Origin of the sequence: Enterococcus dongliensis, from assembly GCF_031927985.1 — a bacterium.
GTDB lineage: Bacteria > Bacillota > Bacilli > Lactobacillales > Enterococcaceae > Enterococcus_A > Enterococcus_A dongliensis.
This window is the reverse complement of the sequence record NZ_JARPZC010000002.1, coordinates 1-19,575: the sequence shown is the minus strand read 5'-3', so window position 1 is coordinate 19,575 and position 19,575 is coordinate 1. Positions and strand designations below refer to the sequence as shown.

The 19,575-nt window shown below is 39.1% G+C and carries 22 protein-coding genes and 1 pseudogene; 4 read left to right on the top strand and 19 right to left on the bottom strand.

Annotation, left to right across the window (positions count from 1 at the left end):
- Window positions 1–11 precede the first annotated feature (11 nt).
- The 17 genes from atpD to P7D84_RS01595 form a co-directional block, all read right to left on the bottom strand.
- The gene (gene atpD, locus P7D84_RS01675; RefSeq protein ID WP_137604029.1) at window positions 12–1,412 is read right to left on the bottom strand and encodes a F0F1 ATP synthase subunit beta; all 1,401 of its coding nucleotides are present in this window, start codon (window positions 1,410–1,412) and stop codon (window positions 12–14) included.
- A 22-nt stretch (window positions 1,413–1,434) separates the two neighbouring features.
- A complete protein-coding gene (locus tag P7D84_RS01670) occupies window positions 1,435–2,340 on the bottom strand; it encodes a F0F1 ATP synthase subunit gamma (protein WP_137604030.1) in 906 nt (301 codons plus the stop codon).
- 15 nt (window positions 2,341–2,355) lie between these two features.
- Complete coding sequence (gene atpA / locus P7D84_RS01665; protein WP_137604031.1) at window positions 2,356–3,882, bottom strand: F0F1 ATP synthase subunit alpha; 1,527 nt, start codon at window positions 3,880–3,882, stop codon at window positions 2,356–2,358.
- Between the two features lie 19 nt (window positions 3,883–3,901).
- The gene (atpH, locus tag P7D84_RS01660) at window positions 3,902–4,447 is read right to left on the bottom strand and encodes an ATP synthase F1 subunit delta (RefSeq protein ID WP_311801258.1); all 546 of its coding nucleotides are present in this window, start codon (window positions 4,445–4,447) and stop codon (window positions 3,902–3,904) included.
- A complete protein-coding gene (gene atpF, locus P7D84_RS01655; RefSeq protein ID WP_137604033.1) occupies window positions 4,437–4,958 on the bottom strand; it encodes a F0F1 ATP synthase subunit B in 522 nt (173 codons plus the stop codon). The genes atpH and atpF overlap by 11 nt, the downstream gene beginning before the upstream one ends.
- A 92-nt stretch (window positions 4,959–5,050) precedes the next feature.
- The gene (atpE, locus tag P7D84_RS01650; protein WP_010746753.1) at window positions 5,051–5,266 is read right to left on the bottom strand and encodes an ATP synthase F0 subunit C; all 216 of its coding nucleotides are present in this window, start codon (window positions 5,264–5,266) and stop codon (window positions 5,051–5,053) included.
- 33 nt (window positions 5,267–5,299) lie between these two features.
- A complete protein-coding gene (gene atpB / locus P7D84_RS01645; protein WP_311804801.1) occupies window positions 5,300–6,013 on the bottom strand; it encodes a F0F1 ATP synthase subunit A in 714 nt (237 codons plus the stop codon).
- 289 nt (window positions 6,014–6,302) lie between these two features.
- Window positions 6,303–6,767, bottom strand: coding sequence for an SsrA-binding protein SmpB (smpB, locus tag P7D84_RS01640; protein ID WP_137604035.1), 465 nt, complete (start codon window positions 6,765–6,767; stop codon window positions 6,303–6,305).
- Between the two features lies 1 nt (window position 6,768).
- Window positions 6,769–9,141 carry a ribonuclease R gene (gene rnr / locus P7D84_RS01635; protein WP_311804800.1) on the bottom strand — a complete coding sequence of 791 codons (2,373 nt, stop codon included), beginning with the start codon at window positions 9,139–9,141 and terminating at the stop codon, window positions 6,769–6,771.
- Window positions 9,122–9,886: an alpha/beta hydrolase gene (locus P7D84_RS01630; RefSeq protein WP_311804799.1), complete on the bottom strand. Its 765-nt coding sequence runs from the start codon at window positions 9,884–9,886 to the stop codon at window positions 9,122–9,124. The genes rnr and P7D84_RS01630 overlap by 20 nt, the downstream gene beginning before the upstream one ends.
- Window positions 9,887–10,025: 139 nt before the next feature.
- Window positions 10,026–10,262 carry a preprotein translocase subunit SecG gene (gene secG, locus P7D84_RS01625; RefSeq protein ID WP_137604038.1) on the bottom strand — a complete coding sequence of 79 codons (237 nt, stop codon included), beginning with the start codon at window positions 10,260–10,262 and terminating at the stop codon, window positions 10,026–10,028.
- Between the two features lie 80 nt (window positions 10,263–10,342).
- The gene (locus tag P7D84_RS01620) at window positions 10,343–10,618 is read right to left on the bottom strand and encodes a GNAT family N-acetyltransferase (RefSeq protein WP_137604039.1); all 276 of its coding nucleotides are present in this window, start codon (window positions 10,616–10,618) and stop codon (window positions 10,343–10,345) included.
- A gap of 24 nt (window positions 10,619–10,642) precedes the next feature.
- Window positions 10,643–10,909: a (4Fe-4S)-binding protein gene (locus P7D84_RS01615; RefSeq protein WP_311804798.1), complete on the bottom strand. Its 267-nt coding sequence runs from the start codon at window positions 10,907–10,909 to the stop codon at window positions 10,643–10,645.
- Window positions 10,910–10,961: 52 nt separating this feature from the next.
- Complete coding sequence (locus tag P7D84_RS01610; RefSeq protein ID WP_137604041.1) at window positions 10,962–11,309, bottom strand: hypothetical protein; 348 nt, start codon at window positions 11,307–11,309, stop codon at window positions 10,962–10,964.
- Complete coding sequence (locus tag P7D84_RS01605) at window positions 11,296–11,805, bottom strand: gamma carbonic anhydrase family protein (RefSeq protein WP_137604042.1); 510 nt, start codon at window positions 11,803–11,805, stop codon at window positions 11,296–11,298. The genes P7D84_RS01610 and P7D84_RS01605 overlap by 14 nt, the downstream gene beginning before the upstream one ends.
- A 156-nt stretch (window positions 11,806–11,961) precedes the next feature.
- Entirely contained in the window at window positions 11,962–13,722 is a 1,761-nt protein-coding gene (locus tag P7D84_RS01600; protein WP_311804797.1) for an ABC transporter ATP-binding protein, read from the bottom strand.
- Window positions 13,719–15,449: an ABC transporter ATP-binding protein gene (locus tag P7D84_RS01595; RefSeq protein WP_311804796.1), complete on the bottom strand. Its 1,731-nt coding sequence runs from the start codon at window positions 15,447–15,449 to the stop codon at window positions 13,719–13,721. The genes P7D84_RS01600 and P7D84_RS01595 overlap by 4 nt, the downstream gene beginning before the upstream one ends.
- A gap of 356 nt (window positions 15,450–15,805) precedes the next feature.
- Between P7D84_RS01595 and P7D84_RS01590 the strand changes: the two genes are divergently transcribed.
- The 4 genes from P7D84_RS01590 (at window position 15,806) to P7D84_RS01575 (ending at window position 18,430) form a co-directional block, all read left to right on the top strand.
- Entirely contained in the window at window positions 15,806–16,018 is a 213-nt protein-coding gene (locus tag P7D84_RS01590; protein WP_137604045.1) for a DNA-directed RNA polymerase subunit epsilon, read from the top strand.
- Window position 16,019: 1 nt separating this feature from the next.
- Window positions 16,020–17,696 (top strand): ribonuclease J1, encoded by a 1,677-nt coding sequence (rnjA, locus tag P7D84_RS01585; protein WP_311804795.1) that lies wholly within the window; start codon window positions 16,020–16,022, stop codon window positions 17,694–17,696.
- A gap of 230 nt (window positions 17,697–17,926) precedes the next feature.
- Window positions 17,927–18,145, top strand: coding sequence for a TetR/AcrR family transcriptional regulator (locus P7D84_RS01580; protein WP_311804794.1), 219 nt, complete (start codon window positions 17,927–17,929; stop codon window positions 18,143–18,145).
- 12 nt (window positions 18,146–18,157) lie between these two features.
- Window positions 18,158–18,430, top strand: coding sequence for a hypothetical protein (locus P7D84_RS01575; RefSeq protein WP_311804793.1), 273 nt, complete (start codon window positions 18,158–18,160; stop codon window positions 18,428–18,430).
- An 85-nt stretch (window positions 18,431–18,515) separates the two neighbouring features.
- On the opposite strand, the gene P7D84_RS01570 is transcribed toward P7D84_RS01575, so the two are convergent.
- Together P7D84_RS01570 and P7D84_RS01565 are read right to left on the bottom strand one after the other, a co-directional pair.
- Window positions 18,516–18,716, bottom strand: a complete 201-nt coding sequence (locus P7D84_RS01570) for a cold-shock protein (protein WP_137604048.1) — start codon at window positions 18,714–18,716, stop codon at window positions 18,516–18,518.
- Between the two features lie 151 nt (window positions 18,717–18,867).
- Window positions 18,868–19,002, bottom strand: a pseudogene (locus P7D84_RS01565) (JAB domain-containing protein); the annotation flags it as partial.
- Window positions 19,003–19,575 lie beyond the last annotated feature (573 nt).

Here is a 19,575-nt window from a genome sequence, read left to right as displayed (position 1 = left end):
GGCACCTCTTTCTAGTAGCCTAAAGTTTTCGCTTTTTCTACTACGTCTTCGATTGTACCTACGCTACGAAATGCTTCTTCAGGAAGGTCATCGTATTTTCCTTCAAGAATTTCTTTGAAGCCTTCGACAGTTTTTTCAACTGGTACATATGAACCAGGTTGACCAGTAAATTGTTCTGCTACGTTAAAGTTTTGTGACAAGAAGAATTGAATCCGACGAGCACGAGAAACGATTACTTTTTCTTGGTCAGATAATTCGTCCATCCCTAAAATAGCGATGATATCTTGTAATTCACGGTAACGTTGTAAAACACGTTGGACTTCTGTCGCTACACGATAATGTTCTTCACCGACAATCTCAGGCGCTAGAGCGCTTGATGATGACGCCAATGGGTCAACGGCTGGGTAAATCCCTTGTTCGGTTAGTTTACGTTCTAAGTTGGTTGTTGCATCTAAATGGGCAAATGCTGTCGCTGGCGCTGGGTCAGTGTAGTCATCGGCAGGCACATAGATCGCTTGGATAGAAGTGATTGATCCTTTTTTCGTTGAAGTGATTCGTTCTTGTAATTGTCCCATTTCAGTTGCCAAGGTTGGTTGATAACCAACGGCTGATGGCATACGACCTAACAAGGCAGAAACTTCTGAACCAGCTTGAGTGAAACGGAAAATATTGTCGATAAATAGCAACACATCTTGTCCAGCTTCATCACGAAAATGTTCAGCTAATGTCAAACCAGTCAAGGCAACACGCATACGCGCACCTGGCGGCTCATTCATTTGGCCAAATACCATGGCAGTTTTTTCAATAACGCCAGAATCTTTCATTTCATAGTAAAGGTCGTTCCCTTCACGTGTTCGTTCACCAACACCAGTAAAGACAGAAATTCCGCCATGTTCTTGCGCAATGTTATGAATAAGTTCTTGGATCAAAACAGTTTTACCAACACCGGCACCACCGAATAGTCCGACTTTACCACCTTTTAAATAAGGAGCTAATAAGTCGATGACTTTGATTCCTGTTTCCAAAATTTCATTACTAGTGCTAAGTTCTTCAAAAGCAGGCGCTTTTTTATGGATGCCACTTTTTTCTGCATCTTCTGGGAAAGGTGCCTCTTTGTCGATTGTTTCACCTAATACGTTAAACACACGACCTAAAGTTTCTTTACCTACTGGAACAGAGATTGGTTTGCCTGTATCGACAACTTCTGTTCCACGTTGCAAACCGTCTGTTGATTCCATAGCGATCGTGCGGATAACACCATCACCAAGTTCCAAAGCAGCTTCAAGAACGACTTTTGTTTTATCTTTTTTATAAACAATCAACGCATTGTTGATGTCTGGTAAGGATTGATCTAAAGAAAATTCCACGTCGACAACGGGACCAATAACTTGAACAATCTTGCCTGAACTCATGTTTCTTCCTCCAATCTCGAAATTATTCTAATGCGGAAGCCCCGCCGACAATTTCAGTAATCTCTTGGGTAATCGCAGCTTGACGAGCCCGGTTGTATGAAATCGTTAAATCATCAATAATCGCACTTGCATTATCTGTTGCTGTCTTCATCGCTGTCATCCCAGCTGCGTGTTCTGCCGTTTTAGCATCAACGATGGCTCCATAGATCAAGCTTTCCGCATATTGTGGAAGCAGCTGATCAAGAATGGCTTCTTTTGAAGGCTCAAATAGATATTCTTCGCGATATGTTTGTGCTTCGCTTGGATCTAAGTCAGAGATTGGGAGCATTTTTTCTACTCGGAACTGACTAGATAGTGAATTCACGTGATGGTTATAACATACATATAATTCATCGAAGACTTGATTTTCATACATACTAGTTGTCATCGAAACGATTTTTCGTACTTCATCAAAGCTTGGTTGATCCGATAAATTGCGTAACTCATAAGCTAATTTAACGCCGCGAGCTTTGAAAAAGTCCGCTCCGGTTCCACCAATGGCTAACAAAACATATTCATCAGCAGAATCATGATCATCTTCAAGCATCGTCATCGTTTGTTTCAAGATCGAGCTATTATAGCCGCCGACTAATCCACCATCAGAAGTAATCACGATATAACCAGTTTTTTTGACTGGACGATGCAACAACATGCTGTGATAATTGATGCCGCCTAACTCACGACCTGAATTAGCTAACTCAGTCAATTCACTTGCTGTTAAGTGCGTCAAAATCTCACGTACTCTTGAAGCATAAAGTTGGAATTTAGCTGAATAAGCCTCTGTCTTTGTTAATTTAGATGCTGATACCATTTGCATAGCGTTGGTGATTTGGCTAGTTTTTTTGGTCGATGCAATCCGTGTTTTGATTTCATTTAAGGATGCCATGATTTTTTTTCACCTCGATTATGCTTTTTCTTGGTTAGCTACGGAAGCGTCAAAAATGTCTTTGAACTCTTGGATCGCCTCATCTAATTTATCTGTATCTGGTAAATCTTTTGTATCACGAATCGTTGCAAATAAATCTGAGTGATTGGTTTCTAGATATTCAAATAGACGTGCTTCAAAATCTAAAATACTGTTGACTGGAATACTATCAAGTACGCCATGGGTCAAGGCATAAAGGATCACAACTTGTTTTTCAACAGGAAGCGGATCATGTAATTTTTGTTTCAAGACTTCAACTGTTCGACGACCACGATTTAATTTTGCTTGAGTTGCCGCATCTAAATCAGACCCAAATTGTGTGAAGGCTTCTAATTCACGATAGCTGGCAAGGTCCAAACGAAGTGTTCCTGCAACTTTTTTCATCGCTTTGATCTGTGCTGAACCACCAACACGTGATACAGATAGACCTGCATCAACAGCTGGACGAATCCCAGCATAAAACAGATCACTTTCTAAAAAGATCTGTCCATCAGTGATCGAAATTACGTTTGTAGGAATGTAAGCAGAGATATCTCCAGCTTGTGTTTCAACAAATGGCAAAGCAGTCAATGAACCGCCGCCTAATTCGTCTGAAAGTTTTGCCGCACGTTCTAATAGACGTGAATGCAAGTAAAAGACATCCCCTGGATAAGCTTCACGACCTGGCGGACGACGTAAAAGTAAAGAAAGTTCACGATAAGCAACCGCTTGTTTTGATAGATCATCAAAAACAACCAATACATGTTTGCCGTTATACATGAATTCTTCACCCATCGCTGTTCCGGCATAAGGTGCGATAAATAATAGCGGTGCAGGTTGAGAAGCACCAGCTGTTACGACGATTGTGTAGTCCATTGCACCAAATTTACGAAGTGTCTCAACTTGTGAACGGACAGTTGATTCTTTTTGTCCAATTGCAACATAGATACAAATCATATCTTGGCCTTTTTGGTTGATGATCGTATCGATTGCGATCGAAGTTTTCCCTGTTTTACGGTCACCGATAACTAATTCACGTTGACCACGGCCGATTGGTACTAAAGCATCGATAGCTTTCAAACCCGTTTGCATTGGTTCTGAAACTGATTTACGCTGCATAACACCTGGAGCCATAGCTTCCACCGGACGAGTTTTACTTGTTTCAATTGGACCTAATCCATCAATTGGTTGACCTAATGGATTAACCACACGACCGATCATGTTGTCACCGACTGGGACTTCCATGATTTTACCGGTACGTTTTACTTTGTCTCCTTCACGAATGGACTCAAATTCACCTAGTACAATAATACCGACATCATTGCTTTCTAAGTTTTGTGCCATTCCATAAGAGCCGTTAGAAAACTCTAAAAGTTCTCCACTCATTGCATTTTCCAAACCGTGGGCACGGGCGATTCCATCCCCAACGTATGTGACTGTTCCGATTTCTTCAACCGACAGTTTATTATCAAAATTTTGAATCTGTTCTTTGATTAAAGCACTGATTTCTTCTGCTTTGATGGCCATTCATTTCACCTCTTCTTCTCTACTTTTTACTAAGTGCTGCTCGTAGACCATTTAATTGGCTGGCGAGGCTGCCGTCGATCACTTGATGATCGGTTTCAACAATGACACCGCCGAGAATTGATTCGTCAACTAACGGGGTTAATGTGGCCTTCTGGTAGCCAAAAACATCAGCGACTTTTGCTTCAAGTTCGTGTTTCTTTTCTTCAGAGAGCGGCACGGCTGTTGTAACTGTCCCGTGTGCAATTTTATTTAATGCATCATAACGACGTTCAAATTCTTCAATCATAAAAGGAAGATCATCGCTACGATTGTATTCGAAAACAACTAATAGAAAATTTTTGACGATTCCATCGAAACCACCGATAAAAGCATCCATAATCGCTTTTTTTTCAGAACCTTCTAAACGAACATCGGTCAAAATATTTCCTAAATCAGGAATTTCTTTACAGATTTCTCGGATTGTCAACAACTCTTGATAAACGGCATCGGCGGCTTTATTTTCGATCGCCAATTCAAACAAAGCTCTTCCATAACGTTTACCAACAGTATATTTATCAAGCTTCATGTTCTGTGTTTCCTAGCTTATCCATGTAGTCGTTAATCAATTCTTGATGAGCACCTTGTGAGAGCTCTTTACTCAAGATTTTCTCTGCGATTTGTAGGGAAAGCGTTGCTACATCATCTTTAACAGAAATTAATGCATTTTCGCGTTCGTCTTTGATCTCAGTTTCTGCACGATCTTTTAGACGTGAAACTTCTTCTTTTGTATCTTTGATGATGTTTTGACGACTTAACTCGCCACTTTCCTTCGCATTTTTGATGATTTCTGCCGCGTCACTACGAGAACTAGCTAGCTGAGTTTCACGTTCTTTTTCTAATTCAGCTGCTTTGATTCGTGATTGTTCGGCAGAATCTAGATCATTGGCGATCTTTTCTTCACGTTTACTTAAGATGTCTTGAACGGCACCCCACGCGAATTTTTTCAATAATGCCATTAGGATCACAAAAGCTCCTGTAACGGCAATTAAATTACCGAGCGTTGTGTTGACAGCCTCAGCAATAACTAGATTCAGCATACTCGGTCTTCCTTTCTGTTCGTCTTCCTCATTTGAGGACCATTAGGCGGCCCGTAGACTCCTTTTGAGTCTCAACAAAAAAGCGTCAATTATTAACCTTGGAAAACCATCAACATACCTAATACAACACCTAGAATTGGCACAGCTTCGATCAAACCAACACCGATAAACATTGTTGAACGAATTTGTCCTGACATTTCTGGTTGACGCGCCATTGATTCAATTGCTTTTGAAATTACTTGTCCGTTACCATAACCAGCCCCAATTGCGGCTCCCATGATTGCGATTCCTGCACCGATAAAGTTCATAATAAATTTCCTCCTAAAAGTATGTTAATTTTTTTATTCTACCTCGATTTTATGACTGATATAAACCATAGATAGAGTAGTGAAAACAAATGCTTGGATACTACCGATAAATAATGAGAATGCGATCCAAATCATCTCAAGCGGGATCGCGAATGGCAAAGTCCACCATCCTGTGCTTGTAACCATGCTGGCAATAAGCGAAAGCAATACTTCCCCAGCAAAAATGTTCCCGTAAAGACGTAGGCCCAATGTAATAACATTCGTAAATTCTTCCATCAACTTAATAGGAAATAATCCTGAAGGTGTGAAAAAAGAATTTTTGATGTAACCGCCTAAGCCCATTTTTTCTGATCCTAGATAATTTGCTAAGACCAATACGAGTAGTGCTAATCCCATCGTTACAAATGGATCAGCTGTCGGACTTTTCCAATAAGTCACTTCATTACCAGTAACAATTTTTGTGATCAGTCCAATTTGGTTTGCTACAAAAATAAATAAGAACAACGTAAATGAGAACAAACTAAAATTTCTGACTTCTTTACGAGGCATGTTGTCACCAACAATGTTCGTAGTAAAATCAATGACCCACTCAATTGCGTTTTGCTTTCCTTTGGGTTTCAATGATAAGTTGCGCGTAAACGCATAGACAAGAAAAAAGACGATCAAACATGTCACAAGAATCATTGTCGTAACCGTACCATCAAACCATACGGGACCAATATGGAAAACCCAAGATTTTTCATCCAATCTAGTTCACCTCTCTTCCCAGCGACTCGCGTCAGCTCGTGCCTGCTTAGCGCTGCTCCTCAAAATACTATCGTATGTTACCACCAGAAAAAGAAAATTTCAAAGAATTTTCCTAAAATTTTTTCGTATAACTCAGATTACTTTTTTCAATCGTTATTTTATTCTGGTTGAAACGGCTTTAATAGTCGATTTGACCATTAAAATAAAGAGTACGGATTGTAACTAATCGTATCAAAATTTATAATGGTGTAAAGAAATTCTCACTAAATATGCGAAAAAGAATATTTTGTTACCGAGCGTAATTTTTTAGTGTCCGACTAATCTGACGATCCACATCTTTACGTTTTAAACTTTCCCGCTTGTCATATTGATGTTTCCCTTTGGCAACACCGATCAAGACTTTCGCATACCCATCTTTTAAATAGACCTTTAATGGAACAAGCGTAATCCCGGCATTTTTGACTTCACCAGCTAAACGAGCGATTTGTTTTTTATGCATCAGTAACTTACGTGTGCGCACGGGATCGTGATTAAAGATATTTCCTTGTTCATAAGGACTGATATGGACATTGTATAAAAATATCTCACCATTTCGAATTCGTGCAAACCCGTCTTTTAAGTTGATTCGGCTGTTTCGAATGGATTTGATCTCAGTGCCTTGCAAGACGATCCCTGCTTCAATCGTATCAGTAATAGTATAATCATGACGCGCTTTTTTATTTTGCGCCACTAACTTTCCTTCGCCTTTTGGCATATTATCCCTTCTTTCTACCTGGTTTTTTCTTTTTAGGAACAGACTTGTAAAAAGCCTTCTTCCCTTTTTTCTTTTTCTTGCCACTCTCGTTTTTAGCGCGTTCAAAATTCTTTCCAGTTTTCTTTTCAGAATTCTGTTTATTTTTAGAACCATTCATTGGTCTGCGACGTTGTGTCCGACGATTATTTCCCGGTATTTCTAACGCAGGTACTTCTTCTGCTTCTAAGAGTTCAAAATCGATTTCACGTGTCTCAGGATCCGATTTAGTTACTTTTACTCGGACTTTTTGTCCGATTTTAAACGTTTGACGTGTGCGTTCACCAACCAAGGCCAATTGATTTTCAATAAAATGGAAATAGTCTTGTTTCAACTCGTTTAGATGGATCAGTCCCTCAACGGTATTTGGCAATTCAATAAAGATCCCAAACTTCGTCACTGAACTAATGATTCCGTCAAATTCTTCGCCGATTTTTTCAGCCATGAATTCTGCTTTCTTCATGCTATCAACTTCACGTTCAGCTTCAACCGCTCGACGCTCCATTTTTGAGCTATGATCTGCAATTTCAGGTAAAGACTCTGCCCACTTATCTTTGGTCGCATCACTTTGATCCTGACTGTATGAGCGGATCAAACGATGAACAATCAAATCCGGATAACGTCGAATAGGTGAAGTGAAGTGCGTATAGTACTCTGCCGCCAAGCCGTAATGACCATAGTTATCTTCTGAATACCGAGCTTGCTGCATACTGCGTAACAACATCGTATTGATTACCGCTGCTTCTGGTTTATCCTCCACCTCATCGATGACTTGCTGCAAGTCTTTTGGTGTAATCGTGTTTTTAGTCCCTTTGACTAAGATTCCCAACGCCGCTGCAAAATCAAAGAAACGTTGCATCTTTTCTTCTTTTGGCTGTTCATGAATCCGATAAATAAACGGTAGTTTCAATTGATTAAAGTGTTTGGCGACTGTTTCATTCGCCGCTAACATAAACGATTCGATTAGACGTTCGCCGACACCTCGTTCTCTTAACTCGATATCGATTGGATGGCCTTCAGGATCGACTAAGATTTTTGCTTCACGATCCTCAAAATTAATTGCACCACGATGATTCCGGCGTTCTTCTAAGATTTGATGAAGTTCTTTCATTAAATGAAACATCGGCACCAAAGGTTCATACCGTTGGATCATTTCACGATCTTCTTTTAAAAGTGCATTCACAGCAGCATACGTCATTCGTTCACTTGTTTGGATGACACTTTGAAAAATTTCATGCTTCAAGATCGTTCCGGTTGGATCAATTTCCATCTCACAACTCATCGTTAAACGTGGAACTTTCGGATTCAAAGAACAGATACCATTTGATAAACGTTGCGGAATCATCGGAATCACTCGATCGGTCAAGTAGACACTTGTGCCCCGTTCAAATGCTTCTTTATCAAGCAAACTATTTTCAGTCACATAGTAAGATACGTCAGCGATATGGACACCTAAAAAATAATTCCCATTTTCTAATCTGCGTACCGTAACTGCATCATCTAAGTCTTTTGCATCGGCGCCGTCAATCGTCACAATCTGCTGATCACGCAAATCACGTCGACCAACTAAGTCAGACTCTGAAATATGGTCAGGGACTTGTTCAGAAGCTGTTTGTACTTCTTCAGGAAAAGCAGTCGGGATGCCTTGTGCAATGACAATGGATAAAATATCCATCCCAGGATCATTTTTATGACCGACTACTTTAGTCACCATGCCTTCCAAACTCGTTGCATACCCTTTTTCCGGATAATGAGTAATCTCAACGATTACGATACTGCCATCGACTGGTTGGATTCCTTCAGCTGCAATAAAAACTTTAAACTGCGCACTTTTTTTATCTTTTGGTGTCACATAACCAAATAGATCAGATTCAGCAATTTCCCCAACATCAAATGCTGTAAACTCACCGACAAGCTGTTGAATCTTCCGTTCTTTGATAGCAACGACACGTCCTTCTGCGCCACGTTCAGAAAAGAGATCCGCCGTTTTTTGAATATCAATCATGACAGTATCGCCGTCCATCGCAAAATTCGTTGCCTCTTTTGGTATAAAAACATCCGGCTCTTCTGGATCAATCGTCACAAAACCAAATCCTCGTTCATTCCGACGAAAAATCCCTTCAATTTCAATTGGTTGGAATGGTAATTTGATGCGCCCTTTTTTATTAAATTCTAGTGTTTTTTCCCGTTCCATTTGCGCAACTGTTTGAACAAGTAATTTAAAGTCGTCGCTTTTACGCATAGACAACGCTTCAGCTAACTCTTCCATTGAAAGACTCTTTTTATTGGCTGCCTTCAATCCAGCCAGTATCTCTGCTTTAATTGTTTTTTTCTCCATTATTTTCTCTCCAGCCAAGACTAGCTAAAAAATCAGCTACGTCTTGTTCAAATTGTCTTCTTTCAGGTCCAACAGTAATTACATGTCCACTTTCCGGATACCAGTTTAAGGTAAACGCCGTCTGTCGTAAACGCTCAGCCGTTTGAAAGACACCTTTTGCCTCAATCATTTCATCTTTTCCCGACTGTGCCATAAAAAAAGGATGATTGATTACTGCCAAGTTTTCAAAGGCATAGCGGGCCTGCTCTTCGATCGTTGCCAATTGTTGTTCGACTAGCGGACGATAACTGTTGATCTTTTCTTCTATTGATTCCCCATCCGTCCGTTCTAAAACTTGCCGAGCATATAATAGGAAATTTTCTGTTACATTGGTTTTGACTGGCGCAATCGGCGAACAGAAAAAGCCACCCCCAACAAATTCATCAGGCATTGTACTTAACAATCGAGTAGCAAAGATTCCGCCCATCGAAAGACCAAAAACAGCGATGTCGTGATATCCTTTCGAATGCAAAAATGCTACTGCATGCTGACTATCTTGCCACCATTTTTCAGCTGTCTCTTTTAGGATATCCAACGGATCCGCAGTTTTATGCCCCGTATATAAAGGAACATAGACCGTGTAGTTTAATTTTTCTAAAAAACGTGCCAACATTCGGACATCATTTGGACTCCCTGAATAGGCATGTAAAAGTAGAACTGCTTGTTTTCCGTGCGGGAAAAACAATGAATCAGGTGCTTGAAGCATTTTTCTTCACTCCTCGTTTGCCATTTTGCTGAACGTAGCTTTTTACTAAAGATTCGTAACTTCCAAGTCTTCTATCTTAAAGTGTACTTGATTTACTACAAATACAAAATAAAAAAGACCTCTCACTTGAGAGGCCGTTTTATTTGCTTGATAAAAACATTAATACGAAGAGTAAAATCAGCCAAATCGCACCTAAGATTGCGGTAGATCGTTGCATCACAGCCTCAAATCCACGTGCTTTTTGTTTTCCAAACAACTGATCTGCACCGCCAGTGAATGCACTTGCCGCACTATTTTGTTTGCTAGGTTGCATCATGATCGTGATAACGATGATCACTGATAAAACTAAGATAACACCCAAAATAAAATTATACAAAAGATGACCCTCCTTATTTCCAAACTACCTCATGCTCAACTTTAGCATAAATCTAGTGATTTGACTAGCGAAGCTCTCAATTATTTTCTTAGGACATCTTCGTATTCTGTCTTTTCTTCAAATTCTTTTTTAGCAAATGGACATAGTGGAATAATTTTTTTTCCTTCCTTACGTGCCTTGTCTACACCTGCAGCAACCAGTTTTTCAGCTAGTCCTTGACCGCGGTAAGTCGGATCAACAAATGTATGATCAATAATCATAATATCTGGTCCAGCGTTTGACCAAGTCATTTCACCAGCTTCTTCATCCGCATCATTTAATAATACCAAGCGTTCCTTTTCCTCTTTGATTTCCATAGTCCTTCTCCTCACATCAATGATTTATTTTTTGATCACGTATTTCAAGGCGCCACTAGGACACGTATCCACGACATAACTAGCATTCGCAACACTGCCATTGTCAGGAATGATCCACGGTCTGCGACCCACCTCAAAAATTTCTGAGTTTCCTCGTACACAATTTCCAATGTGCGCGCAAATATCTTTATTGTAATAAATATCAATGCCTTCACCCTGATATTTGCGATAACCTTGCGCCAATAATTGTTCTTCAGTTACTGGTTCTTGGTCAAATTTACCTCCGTCCATTTCCATCACTTCCTTTTAGTAAGATTATAGCTGGAATCTAAAAAAAAGCACACTAAATCGTCCTCTCCATCAACAGATCAACCAGTGTCTGAAGTGCTTGATGTGCATCTGTTTGATCAGGAAACGCTAAAACAAATACACGATTTTTAAGCGTTTCCACAATTAGTTCAAAAATACCGTCCCGTTGCCTAAGTGCAAAGGGTTTCAAACAATCTGGAGTAAAATAAATATTTCGTGGTTTTTTTGTTAAATCATCTTCTTCTAATACATGTAGACCGCGTGTTGAAAAAATCAGAATATTTCCTGCTTGGTCTTCATAAATTGCCAACTGGTGCAAGCCTTCATTAGGAAACAACTCACGTAATTGCGCTTGAAGCAGTAAAAAACTAGTCTCTTTCATAAGCAGATCCTTTAACCGCTTGAATTTCTTGATTTACATACGCTTTTCCAAGTTCAAAATAATGTTGCGCATTTTCATGATTTTTTTTGATCTCTGCTGGTGTCAATTGCCTAATCACACGTGCTGGTGAACCAAAGGCTAACGAATTGGGCGGGATGATAGTTCTTTCTGTCACTAATGACCCTGCACCAATCAAGCTATTCTCACCAATTACCGCATTATTTAAAATCGTTGAGCCCATCCCGATCAATGCACCTGAATGAATCGTACAGCCATGAATAATACAGCCATGCCCAATCGTCACACCATCTTCTATCAAAGTAGGCGCTCCTTCATCCACATGAACGATCGTACCATCTTGGATGTTGCTTTTTTCTCCAATCGAGATCCGATTACTGTCACCACGTAATACGCTTTGAAACCAAATTGTTGAACCCGCACCAATCGTTACATCGCCATACACATCTGCACTATCTGCAATAAAATCCACTACGATCTCTCCTTTATTAAGCTGTCACATCATTTGTTCTACCATTTTTCAAAACTAGTATAGCATTTATTAAATACAACTTCCTTAATAAAAAAGCGTCAAAAATTTCCTTCTAGTCGTTTGATTACACAAAAAAGCTGTGACAACTGTCACAGCCTTTAATTATTCGGACTCCTCCATAAATTGACTATTGTAAAGCTGTTCATAAAAACCGCCTTGTGCTAGCAATTCATTATGTGTACCATGCTCAATGATTTGCCCATCTTTCATCACTAAGATGTGATCGGCATCTCGAATAGTCGATAGACGATGGGCAATCACAAAACTAGTACGCCCTCTCATCACACGATCCATTGCTTTTTGAATCAAACCTTCTAAACGGGTATCAACTGAACTAGTTGCTTCATCTAAAATTAAGATCTTTGGATCAGAAATTACCGCACGCGCAATCGTCAATAATTGTTTTTGCCCAAGAGACACGTTGTCTCCTTCTGAATTGATCGACATTTCATAACCATCAGGCATCGTTCGGATAAAATGATCGACATTCGCCGTCTTCGCGGCATCGACGACCTCATAATCAGTCGCTTCTAGTCGTCCAAAACGAATATTGTCTCCAATCGTTCCTTCATATAACCAAGCATCTTGTAAAACCATCCCAAATAATGACCGCACATCCGACCGCTTCATTTCTTGGGTATTTACGCCATCAATCAAGATTTTTCCGCCATTAATGTCATAAAAACGCATCAGCAAATTGATTAAGGTTGTCTTTCCTGCCCCAGTCGGACCGACGATTGCTACTGTCTCGCCCGCTTTGACTTCAAAGCTCAAATCTTCAATCAATGGTTTCTTTGGATCATAGCTGAATTTGACATGATCAAAGACAACATTTCCTTGGACAGGTTCTGGCAATGGGATGTCTTGCTCGTTTAATTCTTCTTCGGGTTCATCTAAAATTTCAAACACTCGTTTAGCAGAAGCCGAGGCACTTTGGATCATTGAAGAGAGCTGTGTAATTTCTCCCATCGGCTGACTAACTTGCCAAATATATTGAATGAAGGCTTGCAACTGACCAACTAAGATCACTCCATGGATTACGTTCCAACTTCCAAGGATCGCCATCGCGATATAGGTTGCATAAGCAGTCATTTGAACAAGCGGCTGCATCAAACTAGAAACAAACGCAGCCCGAAAACCAAAATGACGCAATTTATGATTGACCTCGCTAAATCCCGCCAATGTTTCTTGTTCACGACCATATAATTTCAAAACACTAAATCCTGTCATGTTTTCTTGAACAAAGCCGTTTAACTCGCCAAGGGAATTTTGCATTCCTTGAAAATCTTTTTGAGAGACTTGAACGATTTTTCGTGAGATGACAAGTGACAAAGGAATCATGATCACAGACAAAATCGCCATCATTGGATTGATATAAAACATCATCGCAACGGCTAATAAGATTCCTAAAACTGCATTGATAGATTTAATGATTGCCTGCTGCATCGCGTTGCTGACCGCATCCACATCATTTGTGACTCGTGATAAAATATCACCTTGTTGGTTACGATCAAAATAAGATACTGGCAACCGATTTATTTTTGCTTCGATGTCTTCCCGTAGATCTCGCATCGCCGATTGAACGACCGTTGCCATCAACCAACCTGTTCCTAGCTGTGTGACACAATAAACGACCCCAACAAGTACAATCACGAGCAGCCATTGAAAGACATAATCAAAATTGACCGCTTCTCCTTGAGCAATATTTTTGCTGACCTCTGTAGTCGGCAACCCTGTTAAATAGGGCAACAATGTCCCGAGAATCAAGGTTCCGATTGCGAGGATCAAAACCAAAATAAAAGTCTTTTTGTAAGGATCAATATAATGCATCAAGCGTTTCAAAGAAGAAGTATATTTTCTCATGCTAATTCCTCCTTCGATAATTGTGATGCGGCGATATCGTAATAAATCGGACAATTTTCTAATAGTTCACGATGAGTCCCAATCCCTACGACATCTCCTTCATTTAACACGACAATCTTATCAGCATGCATGATTGTTCCAACGCGCTGAGCGACTATCAAAACAGCCGATTCAGTCGTCTCTTTTTTTAGCCGTGCCCGCAGTTTAGCATCTGTTTGATAATCCAATGCAGAAAAACTGTCGTCAAAAATATAGATTTCTGGTTGGCGGATCACTGCTCGGGCAATCGCCAATCGTTGTTTTTGTCCGCCAGAAAAATTACTGCCGCCTTCTGCTAATTTTTCTTGATATCCCTCTGGTTTTTGCGCAATAAATTCTGCCGCTTGAGCAATTTCAGCTGCTCGTTCCATCTCTTCTTGCGTTGCATCTTTTTTTCCGTAACGTAAGTTTTCAGCGATTGTTCCAGTGAATAATTGAGCTTTCTGCGGAATATAGCCGATTTTTTGTCGCAAATCTTTTAAGCGATAGTCTCGAACATCCCGCCCATTCACTAAAACTTGGCCTTCTGTCACATCATAAAAACGCGGAATCAATTGGATCAATGTGGACTTTCCTGAACCAGTACTGCCGATAAAAGCAACTGTCTCTCCCGGATTTGCTGTAAAACTAACATTCCGAATGACAGGACTTTCCGCATGTCCTGGGTAAGCAAACGTAACGTCACGAAATTCTAGTGAACTTTTCATCGTTAGGTCTGCCGTTTTATCAGGATTGTCTTTGATCAAAGGATCCAGGTCAAAAACTTCTTGGATCCGTTGCGCTGAAACATTTGCTCGAGGATACATCATAAAAACAGTGGCAAACAGCATGAATGAAAACAACGCATGGAAAATGTATTCAATAAATGCAATTAATGTTCCCACCGCTAAAGTTCCATGACTGATTTGAACGGTCCCATTCCAAATGATCAAGACCATCACTATATTAAATAGAAAGAAAAAGCCCGGCTGTGCTACAGCCATCAAATGGAACAAACTCTTAGAACTATTGGTGTAGGCGTCATTCACTAAACGAAAACGCATCTCTTCAAATTTTTCATTAACAAAAGCACGGATAACTCGCAATCCCGACAAATTTTCTCTTAAGATTCCATTGATATTGTCCAGATTTTTTTGCTGTTTTGTAGACAATGGTTCTGAATACTTTGCAATCAAAATGACCGCTAACAATAATATCGGCAATGCCAACAATACATAAAACCCTAACCCTGGACTCGTACGCATGATTAAATACAAACTCATCCCAAACATCATGGGGGTCATAAATCCCGTTGTTAAAATATTTTGCATAAACAACATGATTTGATACGCATCGTTTGTTGTTCTAGTGATCAGTGAGGATACTCCGACTTGCTCATATTCCGAATGTGAAAATGTCTGAACTTTTTCAAAAAGATCATCTCGAATCGCTGCGACCATTCTAGAGGTAATCTGAGAACTGAAGTAGCGCAACGAGATGTTCATGATAATGCCTATGACTGTAATCACAATCATTAAGATGCCCATTTTTTGTATATAATTAAAATCGTTCTCTCCAATTCCTCGATCAATCATTCTAGCCAAAATCGTCGGTAAGCCTAATTCAATCAAGATGAACCCAAAAACACTGATAAAATCAAACAATAATAACTTTTTATAGCGTAAAGTATACCGCAACATCAACTTCATTTCTCTCGCCTCTTTCTATACCGTAATGTTTCCAATATAGCATAAATAGATTCTTTCTGCCTTCTTAGTAATGAGTTTTTTATTTTAGTTTTTAGACTTTCTGAAAAGTTTTAAGGAATCCTCATTTCACTTCCTAGTTTCTATACTTCTTATATATTCTGTGATAAACTACAAGTAATTGTTGTAAGAACAACCCAATGAACGGTGAAATTGTTTTTTCAAGCAAGAAGCAAAGACGAGGCTTCTTCTCGGCGCTTTACTAAAACTAAGACGTTGAGCATAAAAAAATAGGTGGCAGTCGCCCCTCATTTTGTCGTGGAAAAAATTGCTATTATGCAAATAAAGGAGATAGATCAATGATTTACAAAGTTTATTATCAAGAAACCAAGGAACGTAACCCAAAACGCGAACAAACACAATCACTTTATGTAGAAGCAGATGGTGAAGAAATGGTTCACAACTTATTACGCGATAATACCCCATATAACGTGGAATATATCCAACTTTTAGAAGGCAATCACTTAGAATATGAAAAAGAAAATGCCGACTTCAAGTTAACGGAGTTCTAATATGAAACTCTCGCTGAAAAACAATGAAACTGGGGTTTTTGCCATTGGTGGATTGGGCGAAATCGGAAAAAATATGTATGGGGTTCAATTTCAAGATGAGATTATCATTATCGATGTCGGAATCAAATTTCCCGAAGATGATCTACTAGGAATTGATTATGTCATTCCCGATTTTAGTTACGTTATCCAAAACATCAATAAAGTCAAAGCAGTGGTAATCACACACGGACATGAAGATCATATCGGTGGTGTGCCTTATCTATTAAAACAAGCCAATATCCCGATCTACGCTGGCGCGTTAGCTTTAGCACTGATCAAAAATAAATTGGATGAGCACGGTCTATTGCGTGATGCCGAATTACACGAGATTGACGAAGACACTGTGATTCGTTTCCGCAAAACGTCCGTAAGCTTTTTCCGTACTACCCATAGTATTCCCGATCCTTTAGGTGTCGTTGTCAAAACACCTTCTGGTAATGTCGTGGAAACAGGGGATTTCAAATTCGACTTCACGCCTGTCGGCCAACCTGCAAACTTGCATCGTATGGCAAAACTTGGTGAAGAAGGCGTGCTGTGTTTACTTTCTGACAGTACAAATGCGGAAGTACCTACATTCACTAAATCTGAGCAAACAATCGGCCAATCGATCTTACGGATTATGGAAAAAATCAAAGGCCGAATCATCTTTGCTACATTTGCTTCCAATATCTCACGTTTGCAACAAGCTGCATCTGCCGCAGTTGCAACTGGACGAAAAATCGCAGTATTTGGTCGTAGTATGGAAAATGCAATCGTTAATGGTCAAAAATTAGGCTATATCACCGTTCCTGATGGGACATTTGTTGCTGCTCACGAGATCAATCATCTGCCAGCAAATGAATTGATGATTTTATGTACTGGTTCTCAAGGCGAACCGATGGCAGCTTTATCACGGATCGCTAATGGGACTCATCGACAAATTCAGATTCAACCAGATGACACGGTAATTTTTTCAAGCTCACCGATTCCTGGAAATACTACTAGCGTCAATCATTTGATCAACTTGCTTTCTGAAGCTGGCGCTGAAGTGATTCATGGAAAAGTGAACAACATTCATACTTCTGGTCACGGTAGTCAACAAGAACAAAAATTAATGTTGCGTTTAATGAAACCAAAATATTTTGTTCCGATTCATGGTGAGTTTCGCATGCTGAAAATCCATGCAGGTCTCGCACAAGATACTGGCGTTCCTGAAGAAAATTGTTTCATCATGGAAAATGGGGATATGCTCGCTCTAACAGCAGATAGCGCGCGTCGTGCAGGTCATTTCAATGCTAGCGATGTTTATGTCGACGGCAGCGGCATTGGCGACATCGGTAATGTCGTCTTACGCGATCGCCGGATTCTTTCTGAAGAAGGACTAGTCCTTGCCGTAGCAACTGTTGATATTGCAAAAAAAGAAATCCTTGCAGGTCCTGACATCTTGTCACGCGGTTTCGTCTATATGCGTGAATCTGGTGATATGATTAATGAAGGACAACGGATTTTGTTCCATGCCTTACGTGAAGCGCTAAATGAAGCCGGATGTACGGAGACAAAATTAAAAAATGCTATGGTCGCTGCTTTGCAACCATTCCTATTTGATCAAACAGAGCGTCATCCAATGATCCTACCAATGATCATGACGCCAGATAATTAATTAAGACAAACACCTATCTAAATATCAGATAGGTGTTTTTTTATTATAACTTGCAAAAACTACTTCTAATCCAAAAACTGATAATTCTTCATAAAAAAGATTATTTTTAGATATATTTAAAAAATAATTGACAAACAACTCATTTATTTGCACAATAAAGATTAGCGAAGAAAATGTAATGACTTTTATTAGTTATTATATAATCAATTAAGAATAAAGGAAGATTAATTATGGTACGAACACAACGTGTGCTCCGAAGCCAGATTATTGATGGCGCTTATCAACTGATCATTAATGAAGGCTTCAAAAAATTTCATGCTCGCAATATCGCCCAACACATTGCCTGTTCCACACAGCCAATCTACCGCGAATTTGCTAACCTAGCTGAATTAAAAACAGTTTTAACCAATCGGATCTTAGTAAAATATTCCGATTTTTTAGAAGACTAAGAGCCTAAATCATTGCAAACCCTTTCAAACACTATTATGAACTACGCCTTAGATTATCCAGAAGAATTCCAGCGTTTTTTCTTGCAAGATTCTGACACTATTCAGTTAGTCAAACAAGTGACAAAAGAAGTTTTCACTGCAAACAAATTGGAGAAGAACAATGATCTCTTTTTTGACTTTTTCTGGCAGTATTGCATCGGTAAAGCTGCCTTAGCTATTAATAACGCTAATCATACTCCAGATTTAGAAGAAGATCGTTTCTTTCAATTTTCATTGGAAAACTAACTCTTCGCTGCTGGAACAAGCTCCTCTTTTATTTTCTAAGCCATAAAAAGAGCCTTAGAGAAAATTCTCTAAGGCTTTGTCGTCTTTATTGTTTATTTACGTTAACTGCTTGAGGTCCGCGGTCGCTTTCTTCAACGTCGAAAGTTACTGCTTGTCCTTCTTCTAGTGTTTTGAATCCTTCACCTTGGATAGCTGAGAAATGTACGAATACATCGCTGCCGTCTTCACGAGTGATGAAGCCAAAACCTTTTTCTGCATTAAACCATTTTACTGTTCCGTTTTCCATGAATAAAATCCTCCTCGTGCCTGCGCACTTATTGATTGTAACATTGCTAGCTGACGAAAAGGGAAACATCTGTATACCAACTCGCAACTCAAACAAGATTACATTAATAGTTTAACATTGGTTTTATTCTACGCGCAAGGGTTTTCAATAACTACTTTAAGTACTTTTCTTCTCGTAAACTGAAATACTTGTTCTCACCTACAATAATATGATCCAATAATTCGATTCCCATCATTGCACCGCATTCTCGCACACGATAAGTAAATTCCAGATCATTTTGCGAGGGCTGTAGGTCTTATCAAGAGTAAATTACTAAAAATCCATTAACATCAATGTTTTTACTTTAAGAACATATATTTAACGTGTTAAATCAAATGAAAAAATACAATGTAATTATTAGATGACAATTGATTACGGTCAGAAGAATGTACCACAAATAAAAAAACTAATTCCTTTTTATTTTATCGAGGAATTAAGCTTTTGACCTGCAACAATCACGCCCAATTTCGGAATATCTATAATATGATTTCGATCTTAAATTATCTACTTTAACTGACGCTACCTGCTCGTTAAAGAAGACCTATTTAAAAAAGTTTATACTGCACCTGCCTTTATTATGTAAGTAAAAGTAGTAAAGCTTTAAATTGGTTTTCAAAAAAGTAGGGTTGATTATTTCTTTTTCATCAATTATAATTGTGTTATTATCACAATATGAGAAAGACTAACTATATAGAGTCAAGTGAAAATTAGCTAAATCAAAAAAATATTTTATAACAGTTAATTCCAAAAAATGAGTACAACAAATAGACCTTTCACTATTAGATTTTTTTGATTGTTCAATAGCTAATCGGAAACAATC